This is a genomic window from Chryseobacterium sp. FR048 (genome assembly GCF_056844665.1).
The window spans coordinates 540,701-562,474 of record NZ_JBXDSE010000001.1; the positions used below are offsets into that span (position 1 = coordinate 540,701).

The following is a 21,774-nucleotide window of genomic DNA, read 5'->3' on the forward strand; positions in this document are numbered from 1 at the left end:
AAAGATTTTTTTAACATTATTTTTTAATAGTTTATTAGTTTGATAAATTATCTGAAGCCACCTCTGCCTCCGCCACCGGATCTGAAGCCGCCTCCACCACCGGAAGAACCACCTCTGAAGCCGCCACCGGAATTAAATCCGCCACTTGATCTGAAGCCTCCTGAATCGTTGGATCTGAATCCGCCATTGTTATATCTTGGCTGTGATTGTTGATAATCCGGTCTTGACTGAGGAACAGAATTACGGAAACCTCCGTTAGACTGTGTATTTCTGAAGCCTCCGGAATTACCGTTTCTGAAGCCTCCGGAGTCACCCTGCTGTCTGAAACCACCAGAGTTACCTTGTCTGAAACCTCCATTTGAATTACCATCTCTGAAGCCTCCGGTATTATTAGTATTTCTGAAACCTCCGGTATTATTTCCGTTTCTAAATCCTGAATTAGCTGTATTCGTTCTATAGACAGCATTCGCTACCCCAGGGTTTACGAAACCTCTGCCGCTCGCTCCACTTCTTCTGTATATAGGTGCGTAATAGCTACCACCCCAGTGTCCGCCATATCCCCAATATGGGTTTCCATAGTAACCACCCCAGAACGGATCATATCCCCAATATGGAGAATATCCCCAGTATGGACTACCCCATCCGAAAGAGCCTCCCCAGCCCCATCCGAATGAACCACCCCAACCCCAGGAAAGGCTTCCACCCCAGCCCCAGCCACGGTTCCAGCCCCAATATGGGTTATAGCCACCGTACCAGCCCCAAGGAGATCCCCAACCCCATGAATTGTCATAATAGTTGGTTTGCGAACCTGCATACATTCCCCAATCGGAATCTGTAGCATTAGAACTCCAGTTCGTATTCGTTCCGCTCCATTCGTTATATCTGTTTTGCTGTTCTCGGGAATTCGCTTCTGCATTCTGAATCACATTGGAATCCTGATAGTAGTCATAATACTCCCCTACTCTGTTTCCGCTATCATTAATGATAACTCCTTCAGGTAGCGTATCCTTATTAGGGTCATAATATACCCCGTCTGTCTCGCTATACCCTCCCATCTGAGCACCACAAGACACAAGCAACAATCCACCTGAGATTGCCAATACCCCTTTGGATTTTAGCAGCCCAAGCAAATTTTTATGTATATTTCTTTTCATGATAACGTAAAAATTTTTAATTTAAATTATATTTGCAATCTGTACCAAAAATGTACTATACTGGTTAAAAAATCTATCAAAAATAGATTTTTATTTTTAGATAACAATAATGTACAAAAGTTAAAAAAATTTTAAAAGATAATGGCAAAATTAACCTCAAGAAGCGAAGATTACAGCAAATGGTATAATGAGCTTGTTGTAAAAGCTGACTTAGCTGAAAATTCAGGTGTGCGCGGATGTATGGTAATCAAACCATATGGCTATGCAATCTGGGAAAAAATGCGTGATGAAATGGATAAAAAATTCAAGGAAACAGGTCACGTGAACGCATACTTCCCGCTTTTTGTGCCCAAAAGCTTGTTTGAGGCAGAGGAGAAAAATGCGGAAGGCTTTGCTAAAGAATGTGCTGTAGTTACTCACTACAGACTGAAAACTGATCCGAACAACCCATCGAAACTGATTGTGGATCCGGATGCAAAACTGGAAGAAGAACTGATTGTTCGTCCTACTTCTGAAGCAATTATCTGGAATACTTATAAAAACTGGATCCAGTCTTACAGAGATCTGCCTATCCTGATCAACCAATGGGCAAATGTTGTACGTTGGGAAATGAGAACCCGTCTGTTCCTTAGAACGGCAGAATTCTTGTGGCAGGAAGGGCATACTGCTCATGCTACAAAAGAAGAAGCAGTAGAAGAGGCTGAAAAAATGAATAAAGTATATGCAGATTTTGCAGAAAACTTTATGGCAATACCTGTAATTCAGGGATTAAAAACACCTTCTGAAAGATTTGCAGGAGCTGACGAAACTTATTGTATTGAAGCATTGATGCAGGACGGAAAAGCTCTTCAGGCAGGAACTTCACACTTCCTGGGTCAGAATTTCGCAAAAGCATTTGACGTAAAATTCACCAACAAAGAAGGTAAAATAGAACATGCATGGGCTACTTCATGGGGAACCTCTACCCGTTTGATGGGAGCATTGATTATGACGCACTCTGATGATTTCGGATTGGTACTGCCTCCTACTCTGGCTCCTATTCAGGTCGTGATTGTTCCGATCTTCAAAGGAGAAGAGCAATTGGCACAGATCAGCGAAGTGGCTTTGGATATTCAGGCTAAACTGAGAGCTAAAGGTATTTCTGTAAAATTCGATAACGATACTCAAAACAAACCGGGTTGGAAATTCGCAGAATACGAATTGAAAGGGGTGCCGGTAAGAATTGCCATGGGACCTAGAGATCTTGAAAACAATTCTGTGGAAATTGCGAGAAGAGACAACCTTACCAAAGAAGTTCGTTCTATCGAAGGAATAGATACTTATATCGAAGAATTATTGAAAACGATCCAACAGGACATTTTCAACAAAGCTCTGAACTTCAGAAAAGAGAATATTACCAAAGTAGATACTTATGAAGAGTTCAAAACAGTTTTAGAAGAGAAAGGAGGTTTCATCTATGCTCATTGGGATGGTACTGCTGAAGAGGAAGAACAGATCAAAGACGAAACTAAAGCTACCATCAGATGTATTCCTTTGGATGATGATGTAGAAGAGGGAGTTTCTCTGATCTCCGGAAAACCATCTAAGAGACGTGTATTATTCGCAAAAGCGTATTAATAATTTTAACGATTTTAAAAAAAATCTTTAATTTTTAGAGAAATATTCAAAATAAAGTGACATTTGGACAGATTTTTGTTTAAATTTATATCAACATTAATCCAAAAAAATTTATTATGTCTTTAAATGTCATTGATTTAATTAAAGGGCAATTAGGTCCCGCTTTGGTTTCACAGGCTGCATCGCAGTTTGGAGAAAGCGAATCCGGTATTTCTAAAGCAATTGGTGGTTTATTACCTGCTGTAGTAGGTGGATTAGCCAATAACGCAGACAATCCTGGTGTTGTGGATGCTATTACGAAAGCCTCATCCAGTGGAATATTAGGGAATTTATTAGGAGGATCATCCAGTAATCCCATCATTACCACTTTATTGTCTTCACTTTTTGGAGATAAAATAGGCGGACTTGTAAATTCCATTGCCAGTTTTTCAGGAATCAGCAACAACTCTGCAGGTTCTCTGTTAAATCTGGTTACCGGGGCTACAGTAGGCACTGTGGGAAAATATGCAGCAGACAATAACTTGGGTGCTTCAGGGATTTCCAGCTTACTGAATGATCAGAAAGGCATTATCTCTTCCTTATTGCCGGCAGGTCTTTCTTTGGCTTCCTTCGGACTGGGCGCTGAAAACTGGTTTGGTCAGGCTAAGGAAACTGTTTCATCATTAACGTCTACTGCTAAAGACAACATCGCTGAAGGTGTGGCTACGGCAAGAGAAAACGTTTCGGAAGGAGCAAGAGAAATAAGAGAGCAATTTGAAAATAACAACAATAATCAAGGCGGAGGCTCCATTTGGAAATGGTTGCTTCCGCTTTTGTTAGTCATTGCCGCAGGATATTTCCTATGGAAGCAATGTGAGAAGAAACAGACTACGACTACAACCACTACCTCTGATTCTACAAAAGCAGGTTCGGGTACAGATACAGCTGCTGTAAGTGGAACAGCAACTGCTACTCCGGCTCCGGCAACTGCTAAAACAGATGAAAACATTGACCTGAACGGGGTAATGTTAAAAGGTTACAAAGGAGGTATGGAAGATCAGATGATTGCATTCCTGAAATCCGGTGGTTATAAAAATGCGGCTGATGATTCAGCATTGAAAGACAAATGGTATGATTTTGACCATGTGAATTTCAAAATAGGAAAAGCGAATGAATTAGAAGCTGGATCTCAAGGTCAGCTGGACAATCTGGTAGCGATCCTTAAGGCTTTCCCTGATGCTAAAGTAAAAATCGGTGGATACACTGACAAAACAGGGGACGAAGCTAAAAATTTAAAACTATCCAAAGAGAGAGCTGAGTATATCAAAGCAGCTTTAGCAAAAGCAGGCGTTGGAGCTCAAGTACTGGAAGCTGACGGATATGGAAGTAAATTTGCTAAAGTAGATGCAAAAGCGTCTGATGCAGAAAGAGCTGCTGACAGAAAAATGGCAGTAAGATTTGCTAAATAATCTTTAGAATCAATAAAAATTGAGTCCCGGAAAGTGATTTCCGGGATTTTTTCTTGTCATGATTTTTGTGTTTACATTTATTTAATTAAATTTGTTAGTCATTTCTAACATTTATGAGTTTCAATTTAAAAAGCGCCTGGCGAAAAGATAAAACATCTCATTCCTTATCGGAAGTCTATTCTTCTATAAAAGTTCCTAAAAAGGGTAATTTTTGGAGGAAATACCTTGCGTTTGCAGGTCCTGGGCTGATGATTGCCGTAGGTTATATGGATCCGGGAAACTGGGCTACCGATATTGCCGGAGGGGCACAGTTCGGGTATACCCTGCTTTCGGTGATTCTGATCTCCAATATATTTGCGATGGTATTACAGCATTTGTCTGTTAAACTGGGAGTCGTTGCAGAAAGAGATCTCGCACAAGCCTGCAGAGATCACTTTAGCCCTACTACCAATTTTATTCTCTGGGTATTCTGTGAAATAGCCATTGCTGCCTGCGACCTCGCCGAAGTGATTGGTTCAGCGATCGCCTTAAACCTCCTATTCCACATTCCATTGACCTGGGGAATCGTCATTACAACTGTAGACGTTCTTGTCATTCTCTTACTTCAGGCCAAAGGATTCCGCTGGATTGAAAGTATTGTTGGCGGACTTATCTTTATCATTCTTGCCTGTTTTGTTTATGAAATAGTGATCTCAAAACCTGCATTCAACGAAATTCTGGGCGGATTGGTTCCTCAAAAGGAAATTATTCAGAATCCGGCAATGCTCTATATTGCCATCGGAATTCTGGGAGCTACCGTTATGCCACACAACCTTTATCTTCACAGCAGTATTGTTCAGACCAGAGACTATACCCGTGATACAGAAGGTAAAAAAGAGGCGATTAAGTTTGCCACTTTAGACAGTACGGTTTCTCTGATGCTGGCTTTCTTCATCAATGCGGCCATTCTTATTCTGGCAGCAGCCACTTTCCATACTACAGGAAATGAGCATGTGGCGGATATTCATGATGCCTACAAAATGCTTACTCCTATTCTGGGGGCTTCAATGGCAAGTATCGCTTTTGCAATTGCCTTACTGGCTTCCGGGCAAAATTCTACTCTTACCGGAACTCTTGCGGGACAGATCGTCATGGAAGGATTTCTGAATATCAAATTAAAACCATGGCTGCGAAGACTGATTACAAGACTTATTGCCGTAATTCCGGCATTGATTGTAGCTATTCTTTATGGAGAGCAGGGCACCACCGAATTATTGGTTTTAAGCCAGGTTATTCTATCCATGCAACTAAGTTTTGCTGTAGTTCCATTGGTGATGTTTACCAATGACAAAGCGAAAATGGGTGAATTTGTAAACAAGCCTTTCCTGAAAGTATGTGTATGGGTAATTTCAGTTATTATCATTGTTTTAAACTTATATCTATTATATCAGACGTTTACGGGAGCATAATAATTAACTGTGGGTTTGAAGATAGTTGGGGTGGGTTGAGAGATTGAACCACCCCGTCAAAAATTCTTTGAATTTTTGCCACCCCTCCAGAGGATGGGAATGATGGTGGTCGTTCATTTTAAGTTACTGTATTTTATTCTTTATTCTTTATTCTTTATTCTTTATTCTTTATTCTTTATTCTTTATTCTTTATTCTTTATTCTTTATTCTTTATTCTTTATTCTTTATTCTTTATTCTTTATTCTTTATTCTTTATTCTTAAATAAAATATTTACAACTATACACTTTTACCCCTTCTACATCTACAATCATTTTTCTGCCTTAATGTCCTGTTTTTTCCTTTGGCAGAGTCTTTGCGAATCATTCATGTAAATAAATATTGAATTATGGAAAATCAGGATATTAACGAAGAAAGCATCAATAATCAGGAAGATAACAACGTTCAGAACGAAACAGCGTCTCAGGACAATGTGACAGCAACTCCTTCTGCTGAGGAACTTTTGGCAGAAGAAAAGGATCGTTACATCAGATTGTATGCTGAGTTCGAAAATTATAAAAAAAGAACTTCTAAGGAAAAAATGGAATTCTTCCAATACGCTAATCAGGATATGATGGTTTCTATGCTGGGTGTTTTGGATGACTTTGAAAGAGCATTAAAGGAAATCGCTAAAAACGGAAATCCTGCAGACCTTCAGGGTGTTGAATTAATCTATCAGAAATTCAAAAACAAGCTTACTGAAAAAGGCTTACAGACTATGGAAGTAAAAGCTGGAGACAGCTTCAATGTAGATTTCCATGAGGCTATTACTCAAATTCCTGCACCATCAGAAGAATTAAAAGGAAAAATCGTAGACGTTATTGAAACAGGATATACTTTGAATGATAAAGTGATCCGTTTTGCAAAAGTAGTAACAGGAAACTAAAATTCATAAATGATAAATGATGGGTGATAATTGATGACGTTTCATTTATTAAACTTTAAAATATCTTTTATCATTTATCAACAATCAATTATTTAATTGTCATGTCAAAAAGAGATTATTACGAGGTTCTTGAGATCAGCAAATCTGCATCAGCCGACGAAATAAAAAAAGCATACCGTAAAATGGCCATCAAATTTCACCCTGATAAAAATCCGGGAGATAAGGAGGCTGAGGAAAAATTTAAAGAAGCAGCTGAAGCCTATGAAGTATTGAGCGACGATCAGAAACGTGCAAGATACGACCAGTTCGGCCATGCCGGAATGGGCGGAAACGGTGGTTTCGGAGGCGGCGGCTTCGGAGGCGGTATGAACATGGAAGATATTTTCAGCCAGTTTGGAGATATTTTTGGTGGCGGTTTCGGAGGATTCGGCGGTGGCGGCGGAGGCCGTCAGCAGGTAAAAGGTTCTAATCTGAGAATCAGAATCAAGCTGAATCTTGAGGAAATGGTAAACGGAACTCACAAAACCATTAAAGTAAAAAAAATGAAGATGGCAGAAGGTGCCACTTCAAAAACATGTCCTACCTGTAACGGTTCCGGTGTTCAGCTTAAAGTAATGAATACGATGTTTGGTCAAATGCAGACTCAGACTACCTGTGGAACTTGCCAGGGAATTGGAAAAGTTGCTGATAAAATTCCTGCAGGGGCAAACGCTCAGGGTCTTGTAAAAGATGAAGAAGAAATTACCATCAACATTCCGGCAGGAGCAAGAGACGGAATTCAGCTTAATGTAAGAGGAAAAGGAAATGACGCTCCGTTTGGAGGAACTCCAGGTGATCTATTGGTGATCATTGAAGAGGAAGTGGATCAAACCATCAAAAGAGAAGGCGACAACCTTCACCAGGAATTGTATGTTTCATTTGCTGAAGCAGCTTTAGGAACTAAAAAAGAAATTCCAACAGTAGGTGGAAAAGTAAAAATCACCGTTGATCCTGGAACGCAGTCCGGAAAAATCTTAAGATTAGCCGGAAAAGGTCTTCCAAGCATCGATAGCTATGGAAAAGGAGACATGTTCATCCACATCAATGTATGGACCCCTCAAAAGCTTACTAAAGATCAGAAAGACTTCTTTGAAAAGCAGATGTCCAGCGGCGAAATGGTTGCAGAACCGTCCGGAAAGGAAAAAACTTTTTTTGATAAAGTGAAAGATTTATTCAATTAATATAGAAAAAGAGGCTGTCTCAAAAGGTAAACTAATGCTCTGAGAATCTCCTAAATGACAAAATTTGTCAGACAGGAGTCCGAGAGAGGGGGTACTTTTGAGACAGCCTCTTTTTTTTGTTCAAAGTTCAAGATTCAAACTTTAATATTTCAAAATTATATTTGAACCTGTTCATAAAAAAACCTGTACTCAATCGAGCACAGGTTTTTTTGGTTATTTAATTCTAATTCTGTTTTATTTTTTTGTTGCTAAAGAATAGATTCCTTTTCCTAAAGTAAATACGGCAACCGCTGCCAATCCACCAACCACACCAAGTGTAAGCTCTTTCAAAACATCTGGCCAGGTTGGAAGTATACCATGGAAAAATTCAATCCTATGCAGAAAAATTCCACCGGCAACCATTATTAGAGCAATTGTTCCTACGACTCCTAATATTTTAATAACAATAGGTAAAGCCTTCACTAATAGATGTCCAAGCCTCCCGAAAAAACCTTTATCGTTACTTTTCTTTATTAATTTAAATCCTGCATCATCCATTCTTACGATCAAAGCTACAATTCCATAAACTCCAACAGTAGCGATAAATGCAACTAAGCTCGTTACTAAAATCTGTGTAATGAAAGGATGGCTTTCTTCCAATACGGTTCCTAAAGCGATAATAACAATCTCGATTGATAAAATAAAATCTGTTGTAATTGCTGATTTTACTTTCTGTTTTTCTATTTCTTCTGAACTTTTTTCTTCTTCTTCAATTTCCTCTATAACTTCATGACCCTTTTTGTCACGGTGAAAAAGAAATTCTATTACTTTTTCAACGCCTTCAAAAGCCAGATAGAATCCTCCAAGGATCAATACATAGTTAATAGCCGGAGCATACAACCAATTGAGTAAAAAAACGATAGGAAGAATAATCAGTTTATTGATAAATGATCCTTTGGTAATTGCCCACAAAACAGGAATTTCCCGGGAAGATAGAAAGCCTGTGGCTTTTTCTGCATTTACAGCCAGATCATCTCCCAAAATACCTGCTGTTTTTTGTGTAGCTACTTTACTTGTAACGGCTACATCATCCATCAATGCTGCAATATCATCTAAAATTGCAAAAAAGCCTGATGCCATATTTTAATAATTTTTTAATCTTTGTTAAGTTCAGCAAAAATAAATATTTAATTCTATTTACAAACGGTTTATAAAACAATAATTTCTGAGATCAGATTTTAGAATGATTTTGTATCTTTCAAATCAAATACAAAAACCAAAAACTAAGCTTTGAAAACCTATTTTACTTTTTTATTATTCTCTTTTTCAATATTTCAATCTCAGGAGATAGTGGATAAACAAGTGTTTAAAAAATGTAAAAAGGATTACTCAAAAAAAATATGCGGTTCTGACGAAGACAAAGACGGTATCCTTTTTTATCTTGATAAGTGCCCAAAAGAAAACGGACCTGTAGAAAACGATGGCTGTCCCTGGCCCGACACTGATGGCGATGGGGTGATTGATAAAAATGATGCCTGTCCCAATGTAAAAGGAGTTCCTGAGAATAATGGCTGCCCATGGCCGGATACTGATGGTGACGGAGTTTTCGATAAAGATGATAAATGCCCTACTTATGCTGCTCCTACTAAAAGTGGTTGCCCTGAGCCCGACTGTGAAGCATACCTTAAGAAAGAGAAAAAAATCCTTGAAGAATTTAAAGCAAAAAACAATGCGGAAAAGGAAAGGTTTACAGCATTAAGGAATATTATATTCAATAAGATTCCAAAAAAACTTCTGTCAGGAAACAACATCATTGTAAGCATTCATGTAAATACCTTCATCAATGACAATATTAAAGATTGTGCTTCCAGGTCTTCTCTATCGCATGACAAAAATCTGTTTCTGGACCAGCTTTTCTGGAACGAAGAAACTTTTAAATACATTGGTAACAAACTGAAAAAAAATATCTTCCCGACTGCAGAATTCGGGAAATATCCTATAGTGCGTACTTTGCTGGACAATTATGAAGCTGACGGATATTACAGTTTTATGGAAAATTTTTCCAAAGTTCCCGGCATTCGCCAATCTTCTTCGGATCAGGAAATTTACTATTATCCGGGAAGTACGCAGAAACCTGAATTTAAACGATTTGAAAGCCTTAGAATAAGACTACTTTTTCCGGAATATGAAAGCAAAAACCAAGCGACCGTTGAATTCGTAAAAGGAAATGATTTTCAATCTTTCACCTATGAATATAGCAATGGACATTGGAATATTGTGAGCCAGGAAACCCATAATCATTATAACCGATGAGAGCTAGATTTTTGTTATTAGGATTATTTCCCGCATTATTTTGGGCCCAGAAAGAACCCGATTATCTTCAATGTTATTTAAAATCACTTACCACTGTCTGTAACGGGAACAGCAAAAAGATTATTTCCAAAATCGGCAGTGAAGGAGGAATTACCATATATGGCAGGTTCAGTGATCTTCAAAAAGGGTTATCCGAAAGAGCTCTTGAAAAATATAAAGGTAAAATCAGTTTCAGCTGCCCTGAAGATGTAAAATATGACTCCTTAAACGAGATTCATTATTCGCAGAAATCTGGTGATCAGAGAAAGTTCTATTTCATTTATGAAGGTGTTCCGTCAAAAATACGATACAAGGGAACTGAAAATAATATGAAACTAAAGGTCATAGATCTTGATGCCAACCAAAAATATCTCCAGCTTTTCAGCAAAGAAAATAAGGACGATCCCGAGTATGAAGCTTCATTCTACTATTATAATTCACAGGATCAGCTGATATACCGTTTTCATCAGCGTGGAAATGAATTTGACGAATACACTTATCTTTACAGGGATTCTTTTGATGGCACAGCACTTTCTGAGGTCTATAAAAATGGAATTCTCTTTGAGGAATATTCTTATGCCCGGGAAGAAAATACCTTTGAAAAAAGAATCAAAGAGTATAACGTTGAAGAATCCTATCAATTGGATAAAAAAGGGCAACCCGTCTTAAAGAAATCCAGCTACAGCAGTTCTCCTGATCATTGTATCTGTAAGAACGGCTATTCTACAACCATCATTTATTGGGCAGACCCTCAATGTTCAAGGAATATTATTCTTGAATAAAAACAATCCGAAAAATCAAAAAAAACCAAATCTTTTCAATTTGGAAAGTATGAAAAATAAAAGATAAATATTTCTCAGATATTTCTTATTTAAATTGTTGATATAAACAAAAGTCTGCTTAATTTTAACCGTTTTTTTAAAACCAGATAGTATGCGGTATCCATCTTATATTTTAGCCTTAGGATGTTTGATTTTTATGTTAACAACACCTTGTTTACGTGTAAAAGCCCAGAGTCAAACGAATATCAGCAATAGTCATCAGGAAAAGAAAACCCAGGAAATAGACCATATTATAAAAGCATATGAAGCTATTCATAAATTTAATGGAACAGCTTTGATCCATTATCAGAATAAAACCATTTTCGAAAAGTCTTACGGCTGGCAGGATGCAGAAAAAAAGATTCCCAATCAGAACAAAAATGTCTATCAGATTGCCTCTCTAACCAAATCTTTCACAGCCCTGGTGATTGTAAAACTAAATGAAGAGGGAAAGCTTTCCGTTAAAGACCCCATCTCAAAGTTCATTACCGATTATCCGAGGGGAAATGAAATTACCATCGAACATCTTCTTACCCACACCTCAGGAATTTATGAAGCCTTACAAAATAAAGAGTACTTTCGTCTGCTTCACACCGGAAAAATCATTACCCAAAATGAACAGCTCTCTTTTTTTAAAAACGAACCTCTGGCTTTTGAACCCGGCACTCAATTCTCCTATACCAATTCCGGATATATCATACTAGGCATGATCATTGAAAAAGTAACAGGTCTTTCTTATGAAGATGCAGTAAGAAAAATCATCTTAAGCCCTTTGGATATGACCCATACCGGCTTTGATTACCTTGCACTGAAGAGTCCGTACAAGACAGTTCCTTATTCTTATATTTCAAAAACAAAACAGGAAAAAACAGAAATTTGGAATCCTATATTTACGGGTCCTTCAGGGCAGATTTACAGTACTGCTGAAGACCTGTACAAGTATTACGAAGGTCTGAGAGATTATAAAATTGTCTCCAAAGAAGCATTTAAAAAAGCGACTACACCCCATTTAAGCGGCTATGGCTACGGCTGGTTCATTGATGATCTGTATGGAAAAAAACTAATCAATCATGGCGGAAATATAGAGGGTTCCACAAGTTATTTTGCCATGCTTCCAGATGATGATCTCTGCATTATTCTCCTCAACAATATCACGAGTAAAAAACTGGAGAAGGCAGGAAACACTATTTTAGCAGCTATTCTAGGGCAATCCTACACTCTTCCACAACCTAAGAAAGAAATAACTTTGAGTACGGAGGCTCTCAAAAAATATGTTGGGAATTACGAACTTTCAGATAATAATGTCATCCATATTCTTTACGAAAACGGTCAGCTTTATATTCAGAACAATAATGATCCTAAACTAAGAATGCTTGCTGAAAAAGAAGATACATTTTTCTTACAGGATGATGACACCGAAATTTCTTTCATTTTCAAAAAGGGAGAAAAAGACGTTATCATGATCAGAAAAGGACTTTCCTCAAAAACAGCAGAACGGCTTTAAGCATTGTAATAAACCGATTTTTTCCGTAAATTTAATCTATGAAAAAACTCATTCTCAGGTATCATTTTTTCGTTATGGGATGTATCAGTTTTCTGCTGCAATCCTGTAATACGAGATTCAGGGTTTGGGTAGGGCCAGATGGCCAGCAGAAAATCTATAATCTGAAATATGGAGAACACAAAAGGCAGAAAATGGATATTTTTCTTCCAAAAGATTATGCCGTAGATTCTCCCGTTGTGTTAATTGTACATGGAGGAGCATGGACTATGGGAAGAAAAGAACATATGATCCAGATCCAGAAAATGCTTTTCAAAAATAAGATTCCCAGCATCAATATGAATTACCGGCTGGTCTCCACACGGAAAAAAATCACTTACAAACAACAATTGGAGGATATAGGCTCTGCCATTGACAAATTCAATTCTCTATCAGAAAAAGCAGAACTGCAACCCGACAATTACATTATTCTGGGAGAAAGTGCCGGCGGACATCTTGCTCTGCTTTATGGATACCAGCATTCTGATCAGATCAAAAAAATCATTTCTTTAAGCGGTCCTACTGACTTTTACAGCCCGGAATACCTTAATTCTTTTTATTCCAAATACACCTCTCCTACTTTCCAGAAGGTAGTAGGGAGCAAGTTTAACCGGAAAAGTATTTCTGAAGCCTTTAAGGAAGCCAGCCCGATCGCCAATATCACGAATGTTCCTACGCTACTATTTCAGGGGAACCATGATTTTCTGGTCAATCAGCATCAGGGAATAGCGATGGATTCGGCTCTTACTCATATGAATGTTCCACATAAATTCATTTTTATGGAAAGAACAGGTCATGTACCGAGATTTTTTAGTAAAAAGAAAAGAGACAGTATTATTTATCCTAATATTCTGAATTGGATCAGGAATGATTTTGATTCGAAATTGTGATATTGTCTATGTTTTTTTTGCCACGAATGCACTAATAAATTCTGGATGCGTTTGTTATAAGCGTATATTATATATGATTTTTGGATAAATCTATGGGTGATAAAAATAAGCAGTATTCAATTTTATCGAATATAAAACCCTGGCGCCTTACCCACATACTGAAAGGAAAACCTTAGCGTCATTGCGTTTTCCAACAAATAAGATTCGTGCATTCGTGGCAAAAAAAAGCAGCCTCATACGAGACTGCTTTCTATATTTTGAGTTTAAAATTCTTATTCAAAGTCCTTATTCTCATATTTAGAAAAATCTTCTTTTTTCCCAAACATAAACTTAAAGATCACCGGAAGTGTGGTTATAAGAACAATCACAATAATAATATATTCCAGTTTTTCTTTTAAGTTGATCCCAAACTGCTCCATAAATAATTTGTCCAGATAGTGTCCGGCAAAGATCAGAATGAAAGACCAAAGAACAGCTCCGATAATATTATCTCTTAAAAATTCTTTTTTATCCATTTTTACGATCCCTGCAACAATTGGAGTAAAGGTTCTCACTACAGGTAAGAATCTCGCCATGATAATGGCCAGTGCACCATGTTTTTCAAAAAAGTCATGAGCCTGATAAAGATATTTCTTCTTGAAAAGCATTGAATCTGGTCTTTTATACAAAGCCGGACCCGCTTTTCTACCAAAATAATATCCTACTTCATTTCCTACAATTGCGGCAAGTGCTACTCCAGAGGCTAAAAGCGTCGTATCCAGGAAATCGCTTCCTGTGGAGCCAAAAGTCTCTTTGATGATTTCAACGGCATAAATTCCTGAAACAAACAGTAATGAATCTCCGGGTAGGAAAAATCCTACAAAAAGACCTGTTTCAGCAAACACAATAAACAAAATAAGCCAAAACCCGCCCATTTTGATATAAAATTCCGGGTTTAATAAATCCTTCCAGCTATTGAAATCTTCCATATATATCGATGAACAACAAAAATAGGTCTAAAATATCTGAAACAAAAATTAATTATAAGATTTTAACTAAAATTCATGTGATATTTTACAGGTCCAGGTCATCATCGGAAACTGCGGTCCCATCGGCCATCAGGAAAGCTTTGAGAAACGGAGTGATATTTCCGTTCATCACCGCATCCACATCTGACGTCTCATGACCTGAGCGTACATCTTTTACCAATTTGTATGGGTGCATCACGTAGTTTCTGATCTGGCTTCCCCACTCGATCTTCATTTTGTTGGCTTCAATTTCGTTTCTGGCCTTCATACGTTCTTCCAATTCCATTTCGTATAGTCTGGAACGAAGGAGCTGCATGGCTTTCTCTTTATTCTGAAGCTGGGAACGGGATTCTGAGTTTTCAATGATAATTCCGGTAGGTGCGTGGCGAAGACGTACTGCCGTTTCTACCTTGTTTACGTTCTGACCTCCTGCTCCTGAAGCTCTCATGGTTTCAAAAGAGATGTCGGCAGGGTTGATGTTGATCTCAATAGTATCGTCTACCAAAGGATAAACATATACGGAAACAAAACTTGTATGGCGTTTCGCATTACTGTCAAAAGGGGAAATTCTTACCAGACGGTGTACTCCATTTTCACCTCTTAAATATCCAAAGGCAAATTCACCTTCTATTTCAAGGGTAACGGTTTTCACTCCGGCTACATCTCCTTCCTGGAAGTTCAGCTCGCGGATCTTGTACCCTTGCTTTTCTGCCCACATGGTGTACATTCTCATCAGCATAGAAGCCCAGTCACAGCTTTCTGTACCACCGGCACCGGCAGTAATCTGAAGAACAGCAGACAATTCGTCCCCTTCATTAGAAAGCATATTTTTAAATTCCAGGTCTTCAATTTTTTCTACCAACTGCGGGAAAGTTTCATCCAGCTCTTTTTCAGAATCAGGATCTTCTTTGGCAAAGTCTGCCAGAACCTGCATATCTTCAAACTGGGTCTTGATTTCATCATAGCTTTCTACCCATTTTTTCTTGGAACGAAGCTGCTTCAGAAAAGCCTCTGCTATTTTTGGACTGTCCCAAAATTCAGGAGCGGCTGTTTTTTCATCATCGTTGGCTATTTCTATCTTCTTTTTATCAATCTGAAGGTATCTGTGTAAGTCTTCAATCCTGGATTGAACTTCTTTTATCTGGTCGTTGTTGATCACGATTTTTTCTTTTTTGCAAAAATAGGGAATTCTTTTAGAGTGCAGAATTCAAAGTTAAAAGTTGAGGGTCTATACCGAAAGTATTTTTAAGGAATTAGGATTTGAAATTTAAATCTGAAAATAAAAGCGAGTTGTACGTCACTTACAGTTTTTTATCATTCTGAATTCTATTCACAAGAACCTGTCGCAAAATGATTAACAGATCACTATCCATTTATAATTCTTGCTTCAAAACTTTTCCTCAGATATTCTTTTGACTTTTTACTTTCTGTTTTGAAACCAAACATGGTCAGAATGTAGACAAATAGCAGCATCAAAAGGGGTATAAAAGAATTGATTGATACGTTATGATCTCTTATACTCATTGCACATATGCCAATGAAAAACATTATTGCAAACGAGCACCAAACGATTAAAAAAAATATGACAAATGTGTTCAGCCTCATGGTAACATCAATCTGAGTTCCAGCGTTGGATGGATGAATTGTGCCGTTTATCTGAGGAAGAAAAGAATTCCTGTAATTGATGATCCGGCTGATCTCAAAACTGTCTGGATTCACAGCCCCTTCATATTCTTTGCTATATTTCTTCCCAAACCCAAATTTTTTAGGTTCAACAAATTCATTAAGTTTTTCCATCACTTCTTTGCCAGTCTGGTCTGTTGTGTAAGTAATACGTTCAAAAGGTAGATATTTCATGGTGTCATAATATTATATAAGTTCTGCTATTTTTTCGCCCATCACGGGAGCTAGAGCCACTCCCATTCCGGAAAGCCTTACAGCGCAGAACTGTCTTTCGGAAAGTTGTTTTACAATAGGCGTTTTTTCTGCCCCCATTGCCATAATTCCTGACCAGCGTAAAGCAATTTTAACATCATGATCCGGTAAAATAATTTCTTTTAAAAAATCTTCAAGATGACGCTGCAGAAATTCTGTGGTTTCAAAGGCTGTTGTTTCCTCAGTTTTAAAATCCTGATTTCGTCCTCCTCCCAGCAACACGCGATTTCCGAGATTTCTAAAGTAATAAAATCCTTCATCATAATGAAAAGTTCCGTTAAGTTTCAACCCTTCTATAGATTCTGTCAGTAAAATCTGTCCACGGGCAGGAATAATATTTTCGTTTTTCAGAAATTTTGAACTGAACGCATTGGTGCAATATATCACCTTATCCGCCTTTATAGAAGTAGTTTCTGAAAGATAAACCTCAACTTTATGAGGGGTTTCATCAATATTTTTAACTTCTGTTCCCAATAAAAACTCAACTTTCAGTTCATAACATTTCTCCAGCAGTTTCTGCAGCAACTTTCCCGAATGCAGACTTCCTTCACAAGGATTTTCGATCAGAAAAGGAGATCTTCCCAGACCGAATTCTTTTATTTTATGCTGTTTTAAAGTATAGGTTTCTTCAAGTCCTGTGATGCGTTTCAGTTTTTCGTTGACTTCTTTGATCTGCATCAAGGGTTCATCATTATTCAAAATTTCGTAGCCTCCGTTGAGTTCAAAGTCTATTTCATCACTTTTAAAATACCGTCTGATCTTCTGAAGTCCCTCAAATCTCATTGTAACAAGGTCCAACGTCTTTTCCCAGCCCATTTTCTGAGCGTCAGCAATCACCTCCGTGAGACTTCCAAAGCAGGCAAAACCGGCATTTCTTGTGGAAGCACCTAGCGGAACAGCATTTCGCTCTATAATCAGAACAGATTTTTCAGGATGTTTTTCCTTAATCGCAATAGCTGCCCAGAGTCCCGAAAATCCGGAACCAATAATGACAATATCTCTTTTTCTGTAGAAGGTTTCCAGTTCCCAGATGCTGTTCATGAGTGATGGATAATTAGTAATGAGTAATTGGTGATAATGGTGAGCATAAGACAAAGATAGAGGATGTGATAATAGACAAAAAGATAATGGACTGGGATTCGGGAAATACTTTGTAGAGCTTCAATTTCTAAATTTGAAACCATTGTAATGTCACTTCCCGAAACTCGTATTCCCTTTAGTCTTCCTTTTCCCCATTGTGATGAAAACCAATTGCACGTCTCGGTTCTTCAACTACTTTATAGGTTTCCAGCTCATTTCTCAGGGCCTGGATTCTGAATTTGAATTCATCGAGATTATTGATAATAACGTCTGCAAGGAATCTGGCAACCTGATCAAGATATTCTTCAGTCAGCTTTCCGGCAGCATCCCTTAATGCTCCATCCAAAAGTTTCTGATCTATTTTCAGCTTTTCATTTCTGGTTCTTTGGTAAAGATTTTTGATCCGTTTCTTCAAACTTTGTGTAAAATCGATCAGCATCGTATTGCTGAAAGCTTTCATTTTGGAAGCCACTTCATGCCAGAAAGGAACTTTGTCGGCTTTATTATTTTTAAGGATTTTGTAAAGCAAAGAATCTTCTTCAAGACCTCTTGTCATGGCATATAAAATAATTTCCGAACGTTCTGCTGCATTGGGTGGAAAGATAGGGATCATCACATCAAATCTTCCGGGAGCGAGAATCTCTTCGTCAATTTCTGAAACAGAATTGGCTGAGCCTACCATTAATACGCCTTCTTTTTCAAATTTAGCGATATAATGAAGAATAAGTTCCTGAGCTTCAAGATTACAGGAGGCAATATCTGTTTCTGCCGTTCTCTGTCTCATAATTTCATCAAAATCATCAAGGAAAAGCAGCATTTTATTTTCTTTCATCATCTTGAGCAGGAAATCACTGAAATTGATCTCATTTCCATCAATAAGTGAAGTTCCGAGATAATGTTTTTTAACTTCTTTAAACTGGTATCCGATGATCTCTGCGATCTTATTGGCCCAAAATATCTTCCCGCTTCCAGGAGGACCGTAAAGAATAATTCCTGCAGGCTTATTGATCCCCCAATCCTTGATCTGCTGAGGATTCAGAAAGGGTTCTAATACAGCGGAAGTATAGAAAAACAGATCTCTGTATCCTATAAAGTCTCTTTGCTGCAGGCTGGTCTTATGCCCAAAATAGTTATAGACAAATTTGTAGTTCCCTCCCAGTTTGTTATCGATCCCGTAACTTGAAATGGAAGATTTGAAGAACCCATTATCAAAAATATTAAGATCGCTGTCTTTAATGGCTTTTTCAACTTTATCTTTAGGCTGGTTGATCACTTCTGCGATCTGCTCCAGGGTCTTATTTTTATCCAGGTCTTTTTCATAGAGCCTTAAAAAATCTACATTTTCGCGGGCAAATTTTTCAAAATCCTCTTTTACTTCAAAATTGGTACTGATACAGTCTACCAGTTCAAGATCAAAATCCTGTATAAACTGTTTGATTGCTTCTGCAGAAACATTCAGTTCTTCTGCGAGTTCAATTAACTTCATAACTTTTCATTGATTATATCAAATTTAATGCATTTACCATTAAATTTAAATTGATTTATGATAATTCTGTAACATTTCTTAATTTACATAGACTACTACTATGTAAAACAAATTACATGGAAAAGATTTTATCAGTAAAGAATCTGACAAAAAAATTCAAGAGAGTGGTAGTCAACAATATTTCTTTTGACGTAGAAAAAGGAAATGTATACGGACTATTGGGACCCAACGGGAGCGGAAAATCCACTACCTTCGGGATGTTGCTTTCAACCATCAATCCTACGAGCGGAGATTGGTTTTGGTTTGGCCAAAAAGGAACTGATTCTGAAACATTAAAAAGAATCGGGGCTATTATAGAACAGCCTAATTTTTATCCTTATTTAAGTGCTGAGACCAACCTTAAAATCGTTGCAGAAATCAAAAATGCACCTTACTCCAGGATTGAAGAAGTTCTGAAAATTGTTAATCTGTACGAAAGAAGAAAAGATACCTTTAAAACCTTTTCTTTGGGGATGAAGCAGCGTCTTGCCATCGCTTCTGCCATGCTTAACAATCCTGAAGTACTGATCCTGGACGAGCCTACAAACGGACTGGATCCCGAGGGAATTATCCAGATCAGGGAAATCATCAACAATATTGCAAAACAGGGGATCACCATCATTATCGCCAGCCACCTTCTGGATGAAATTGAAAAAATCTGCAGCCATGTGATTGTGTTGAAAGAAGGAAACTCCATCTATTGTGGAAGAGTGGATGAAATGACTGCCAACAACGGGTATTTTGAATTAAAGGCAGACAACAACACCCTACTTTTAAATGCTTTAAATGAACTTCCGTGGTTCAGTTTTGTCAATCAGGACAGAGATTATATTAAAGCCCAACTTCGTGATGATGCATCGGTATCAGCTTCGGCACTGAATCAGAAGCTGGCTGAGAAAGGAATTTTCCTGTCACACCTGACCAAAAAGAAACTGTCTCTTGAATCTCAATTCCTTGAACTTGTAAAAAACACTCATTAGTCATGATCAAATTATTAAAATTAGAATATTATAAAAATCTGAATTACAGACCCTTTAAAGTCTTTACAATCCTTTACTTTGCTATTCTTATCGCATTGCTTTTCATTGGATTGGTAGATTTTGATCTTTTCGGGGGAACTGTCAATTTAAAAGAAGAAGGGATCTATAACTTCCCTGAAATCTGGAATTTTACGACCTGGATCGTTGCTTTGCTGAAGATCTTTTTAGGACTGATCATTGTGTTTTCCATTTCACAGGAATTCAGCAACAGGATGTTTAAGCAAAATACCATTGATGGTCTGAGCAGAAAAGAGTTTATCATGTCAAAATTACTGACGATCAGCATTTTCACTATTGTCTCTACCCTCATCGTATTTGCTATTACCTTATTTTTAGGATACCAATACTCGAAGACTACAGAGTCTGCAAAGGTTTTCGAAGAAATCTTCTTTATCGGAAATTACTTCGTAAAACTATTTACATTCTTCTGCTTTTTAATGTTCTTATCCATTTTACTGAGAAAATCGATTTTCGTATTCCTCGCTCTTTTCGTTTTCTGGATTGGAGAAGGAATTTTATCCGCAGTTGAAGTTTTCTCAAAAGTAAAAGGGATGCAGGGAGTACAAAGGAATGAAATCCTTCAAAATGACTTTTTTATTACGCACCTTTTACCATTGGAAAGTATGTCTAACCTTATTCCCAATCCGATGATGCGTCTGAATATGGCGAAATTGATGGGTCTGAAATACGAGTTCCACTACCCTACAGAAAGCCTTGTTGCCTGTCTGATCTGGTGTGCTTTATTTATTTTCGGATCATATTGGATCCTGAGAAAAAGAGATTGGTAGACTTTATAAATTGATAAAAAAAATACATTCAAAGTGGTTCGTTTCCGGGCCACTTTTTTTGGCTTAAAATTTTCATTCGTTCTTGAAAACCAATAACAATGAAAAAAATATATTATTTCCCTGGATTAATCAGTGCTATCATGATTCCGGTTTTATTCTGGTATTATGGAAATCAGAAGTTCGAAGAAATCAATGTCTCTGTAATGGATATTGGTCTTCCTGCAAAAGTAAGAGAAGATATAAAGAGTCCCATTAAGTTTGAACCTTACAGAAGCTGGGACTATAAAAAAATAACAATAGCTCCCGGTACTGCTGAGCAGAATTCAGAACTATATATTACTGAGCTCCAAAAGCTACAGAAAAGGAATGAAAAGCATACAGGTATTGAATTTATCTTAGACCAAAATAATACGTATGGTGATTTTGTATCTGTGATTAATGATATGGAAATAGCCCGGCAGTATCAGTATGACATTGACCTGGATAAAACGGGACATATTTTTGCAATCCATAGCTTTATAGATCCTACTCTTAAAGATATTGATACGTCACTTATGTATAGATGTGTTACTATTCGCGGTTTCCCTGAAGAACATTATTATAAAGGATTTCAAAAATTTGAATATCAGCTGGCTCAATTACCACAGCAATCTTTTTATATGATCTTTGTTTTTTTACTATTCTTAAATATCTCGATGTTGAGCATTAAAGAAAGATTTCAAATCAATTCTGCTTTCTCTTCCTGAATAATTTACTTGATAATGCACGAATCTTGTTTGTTGGAAAGCGCAAAGGCGCTAGGATTTTCCTTGTAATAAGTATATAAGGCGCCAGGATTTTATCTTCGATAAAATTGAATACTGCTTATTTTTATCACCCATAGATTTATACAAAAATCATATATAATATACGTTTATAACAAACGTATCCAAAATTCATTCGTGAATTTGTAGCATAAAAACAACTTATAAAAAGAAGCGGGGGTAACATCCGGTGAGCCCCCCCCC

Annotated in this window: 19 protein-coding genes; 12 read left to right on the top strand and 7 right to left on the bottom strand. The window is 37.5% G+C overall.

Going from position 1 to position 21,774, the window contains the following annotated elements; genetic code table 11:
• Positions 1-47: 47 nt before the first annotated feature.
• Entirely contained in the window at positions 48-1,154 is a 1,107-nt protein-coding gene (locus tag AC106K_RS02345) for a prolyl-tRNA synthetase (RefSeq protein WP_482443242.1), read from the bottom strand.
• A gap of 141 nt (positions 1,155-1,295) precedes the next feature.
• Between AC106K_RS02345 and proS the strand changes: the two genes are divergently transcribed.
• The 5 genes from proS to dnaJ all read left to right on the top strand — a co-directional run bounded on the left by proS (position 1,296) and on the right by dnaJ (position 7,810).
• On the top strand, positions 1,296-2,771 hold the full coding sequence (gene proS, locus AC106K_RS02350) for a proline--tRNA ligase (RefSeq protein WP_047096917.1): 1,476 nt from the start codon (positions 1,296-1,298) through the stop codon (positions 2,769-2,771).
• 116 nt (positions 2,772-2,887) lie between these two features.
• On the top strand, positions 2,888-4,219 hold the full coding sequence (locus AC106K_RS02355; RefSeq protein WP_482443243.1) for a DUF937 domain-containing protein: 1,332 nt from the start codon (positions 2,888-2,890) through the stop codon (positions 4,217-4,219).
• Positions 4,220-4,332: 113 nt separating this feature from the next.
• Complete coding sequence (locus AC106K_RS02360; protein WP_482443244.1) at positions 4,333-5,667, top strand: Nramp family divalent metal transporter; 1,335 nt, start codon at positions 4,333-4,335, stop codon at positions 5,665-5,667.
• A 386-nt stretch (positions 5,668-6,053) separates the two neighbouring features.
• The gene (locus AC106K_RS02365) at positions 6,054-6,590 is read left to right on the top strand and encodes a nucleotide exchange factor GrpE (RefSeq protein WP_047096920.1); all 537 of its coding nucleotides are present in this window, start codon (positions 6,054-6,056) and stop codon (positions 6,588-6,590) included.
• A 101-nt stretch (positions 6,591-6,691) separates the two neighbouring features.
• Complete coding sequence (dnaJ, locus tag AC106K_RS02370; protein ID WP_047096921.1) at positions 6,692-7,810, top strand: molecular chaperone DnaJ; 1,119 nt, start codon at positions 6,692-6,694, stop codon at positions 7,808-7,810.
• A gap of 234 nt (positions 7,811-8,044) precedes the next feature.
• Here dnaJ and AC106K_RS02375 read toward each other — a convergent pair whose 3' ends face one another.
• Positions 8,045-8,929 carry a DUF808 family protein gene (locus tag AC106K_RS02375; protein WP_482443245.1) on the bottom strand — a complete coding sequence of 295 codons (885 nt, stop codon included), beginning with the start codon at positions 8,927-8,929 and terminating at the stop codon, positions 8,045-8,047.
• 222 nt (positions 8,930-9,151) lie between these two features.
• On the opposite strand from AC106K_RS02375, the gene AC106K_RS02380 reads away from it, so the two are divergent.
• The 4 genes from AC106K_RS02380 to AC106K_RS02395 all read left to right on the top strand — a co-directional run bounded on the left by AC106K_RS02380 (position 9,152) and on the right by AC106K_RS02395 (position 13,392).
• Positions 9,152-10,102, top strand: a complete 951-nt coding sequence (locus tag AC106K_RS02380; RefSeq protein ID WP_482443246.1) for a thrombospondin type 3 repeat-containing protein — start codon at positions 9,152-9,154, stop codon at positions 10,100-10,102.
• Entirely contained in the window at positions 10,099-10,923 is an 825-nt protein-coding gene (locus tag AC106K_RS02385) for a hypothetical protein (RefSeq protein WP_482443247.1), read from the top strand. Before AC106K_RS02380 ends, AC106K_RS02385 begins: the two co-directional genes overlap by 4 nt.
• Before the next feature lie 151 nt (positions 10,924-11,074).
• On the top strand, positions 11,075-12,466 hold the full coding sequence (locus AC106K_RS02390; RefSeq protein WP_482443248.1) for a serine hydrolase: 1,392 nt from the start codon (positions 11,075-11,077) through the stop codon (positions 12,464-12,466).
• A 38-nt stretch (positions 12,467-12,504) separates the two neighbouring features.
• Positions 12,505-13,392 (top strand): alpha/beta hydrolase, encoded by an 888-nt coding sequence (locus tag AC106K_RS02395; RefSeq protein WP_482443249.1) that lies wholly within the window; start codon positions 12,505-12,507, stop codon positions 13,390-13,392.
• 272 nt (positions 13,393-13,664) lie between these two features.
• Here the strand turns inward: AC106K_RS02395 and AC106K_RS02400 are convergent, their stop codons facing one another.
• The 5 genes from AC106K_RS02400 to AC106K_RS02420 form a co-directional block, all read right to left on the bottom strand.
• A complete protein-coding gene (locus tag AC106K_RS02400) occupies positions 13,665-14,360 on the bottom strand; it encodes a DedA family protein (protein ID WP_482443250.1) in 696 nt (231 codons plus the stop codon).
• Between the two features lie 85 nt (positions 14,361-14,445).
• Complete coding sequence (prfB, locus tag AC106K_RS02405; protein WP_482443251.1) at positions 14,446-15,558, bottom strand: peptide chain release factor 2; 1,113 nt, start codon at positions 15,556-15,558, stop codon at positions 14,446-14,448.
• 206 nt (positions 15,559-15,764) lie between these two features.
• Positions 15,765-16,256, bottom strand: a complete 492-nt coding sequence (locus tag AC106K_RS02410; protein ID WP_482443252.1) for a hypothetical protein — start codon at positions 16,254-16,256, stop codon at positions 15,765-15,767.
• A 12-nt stretch (positions 16,257-16,268) separates the two neighbouring features.
• Positions 16,269-17,375 (bottom strand): NAD(P)/FAD-dependent oxidoreductase, encoded by a 1,107-nt coding sequence (locus tag AC106K_RS02415; protein WP_482443253.1) that lies wholly within the window; start codon positions 17,373-17,375, stop codon positions 16,269-16,271.
• Positions 17,376-17,550: 175 nt separating this feature from the next.
• Positions 17,551-18,900, bottom strand: coding sequence for an AAA family ATPase (locus AC106K_RS02420; RefSeq protein WP_482443254.1), 1,350 nt, complete (start codon positions 18,898-18,900; stop codon positions 17,551-17,553).
• A 116-nt stretch (positions 18,901-19,016) separates the two neighbouring features.
• On the opposite strand from AC106K_RS02420, the gene AC106K_RS02425 reads away from it, so the two are divergent.
• The 3 genes from AC106K_RS02425 (at position 19,017) to AC106K_RS02435 (ending at position 21,513) form a co-directional block, all read left to right on the top strand.
• Complete coding sequence (locus AC106K_RS02425; RefSeq protein ID WP_482443255.1) at positions 19,017-19,919, top strand: ABC transporter ATP-binding protein; 903 nt, start codon at positions 19,017-19,019, stop codon at positions 19,917-19,919.
• Positions 19,920-19,921: 2 nt separating this feature from the next.
• Positions 19,922-20,767 carry an ABC transporter permease gene (locus tag AC106K_RS02430; RefSeq protein WP_482443256.1) on the top strand — a complete coding sequence of 282 codons (846 nt, stop codon included), beginning with the start codon at positions 19,922-19,924 and terminating at the stop codon, positions 20,765-20,767.
• 98 nt (positions 20,768-20,865) lie between these two features.
• Positions 20,866-21,513, top strand: coding sequence for a hypothetical protein (locus AC106K_RS02435; protein WP_482443257.1), 648 nt, complete (start codon positions 20,866-20,868; stop codon positions 21,511-21,513).
• The last annotated feature ends 261 nt before the right edge of the window (positions 21,514-21,774 follow it).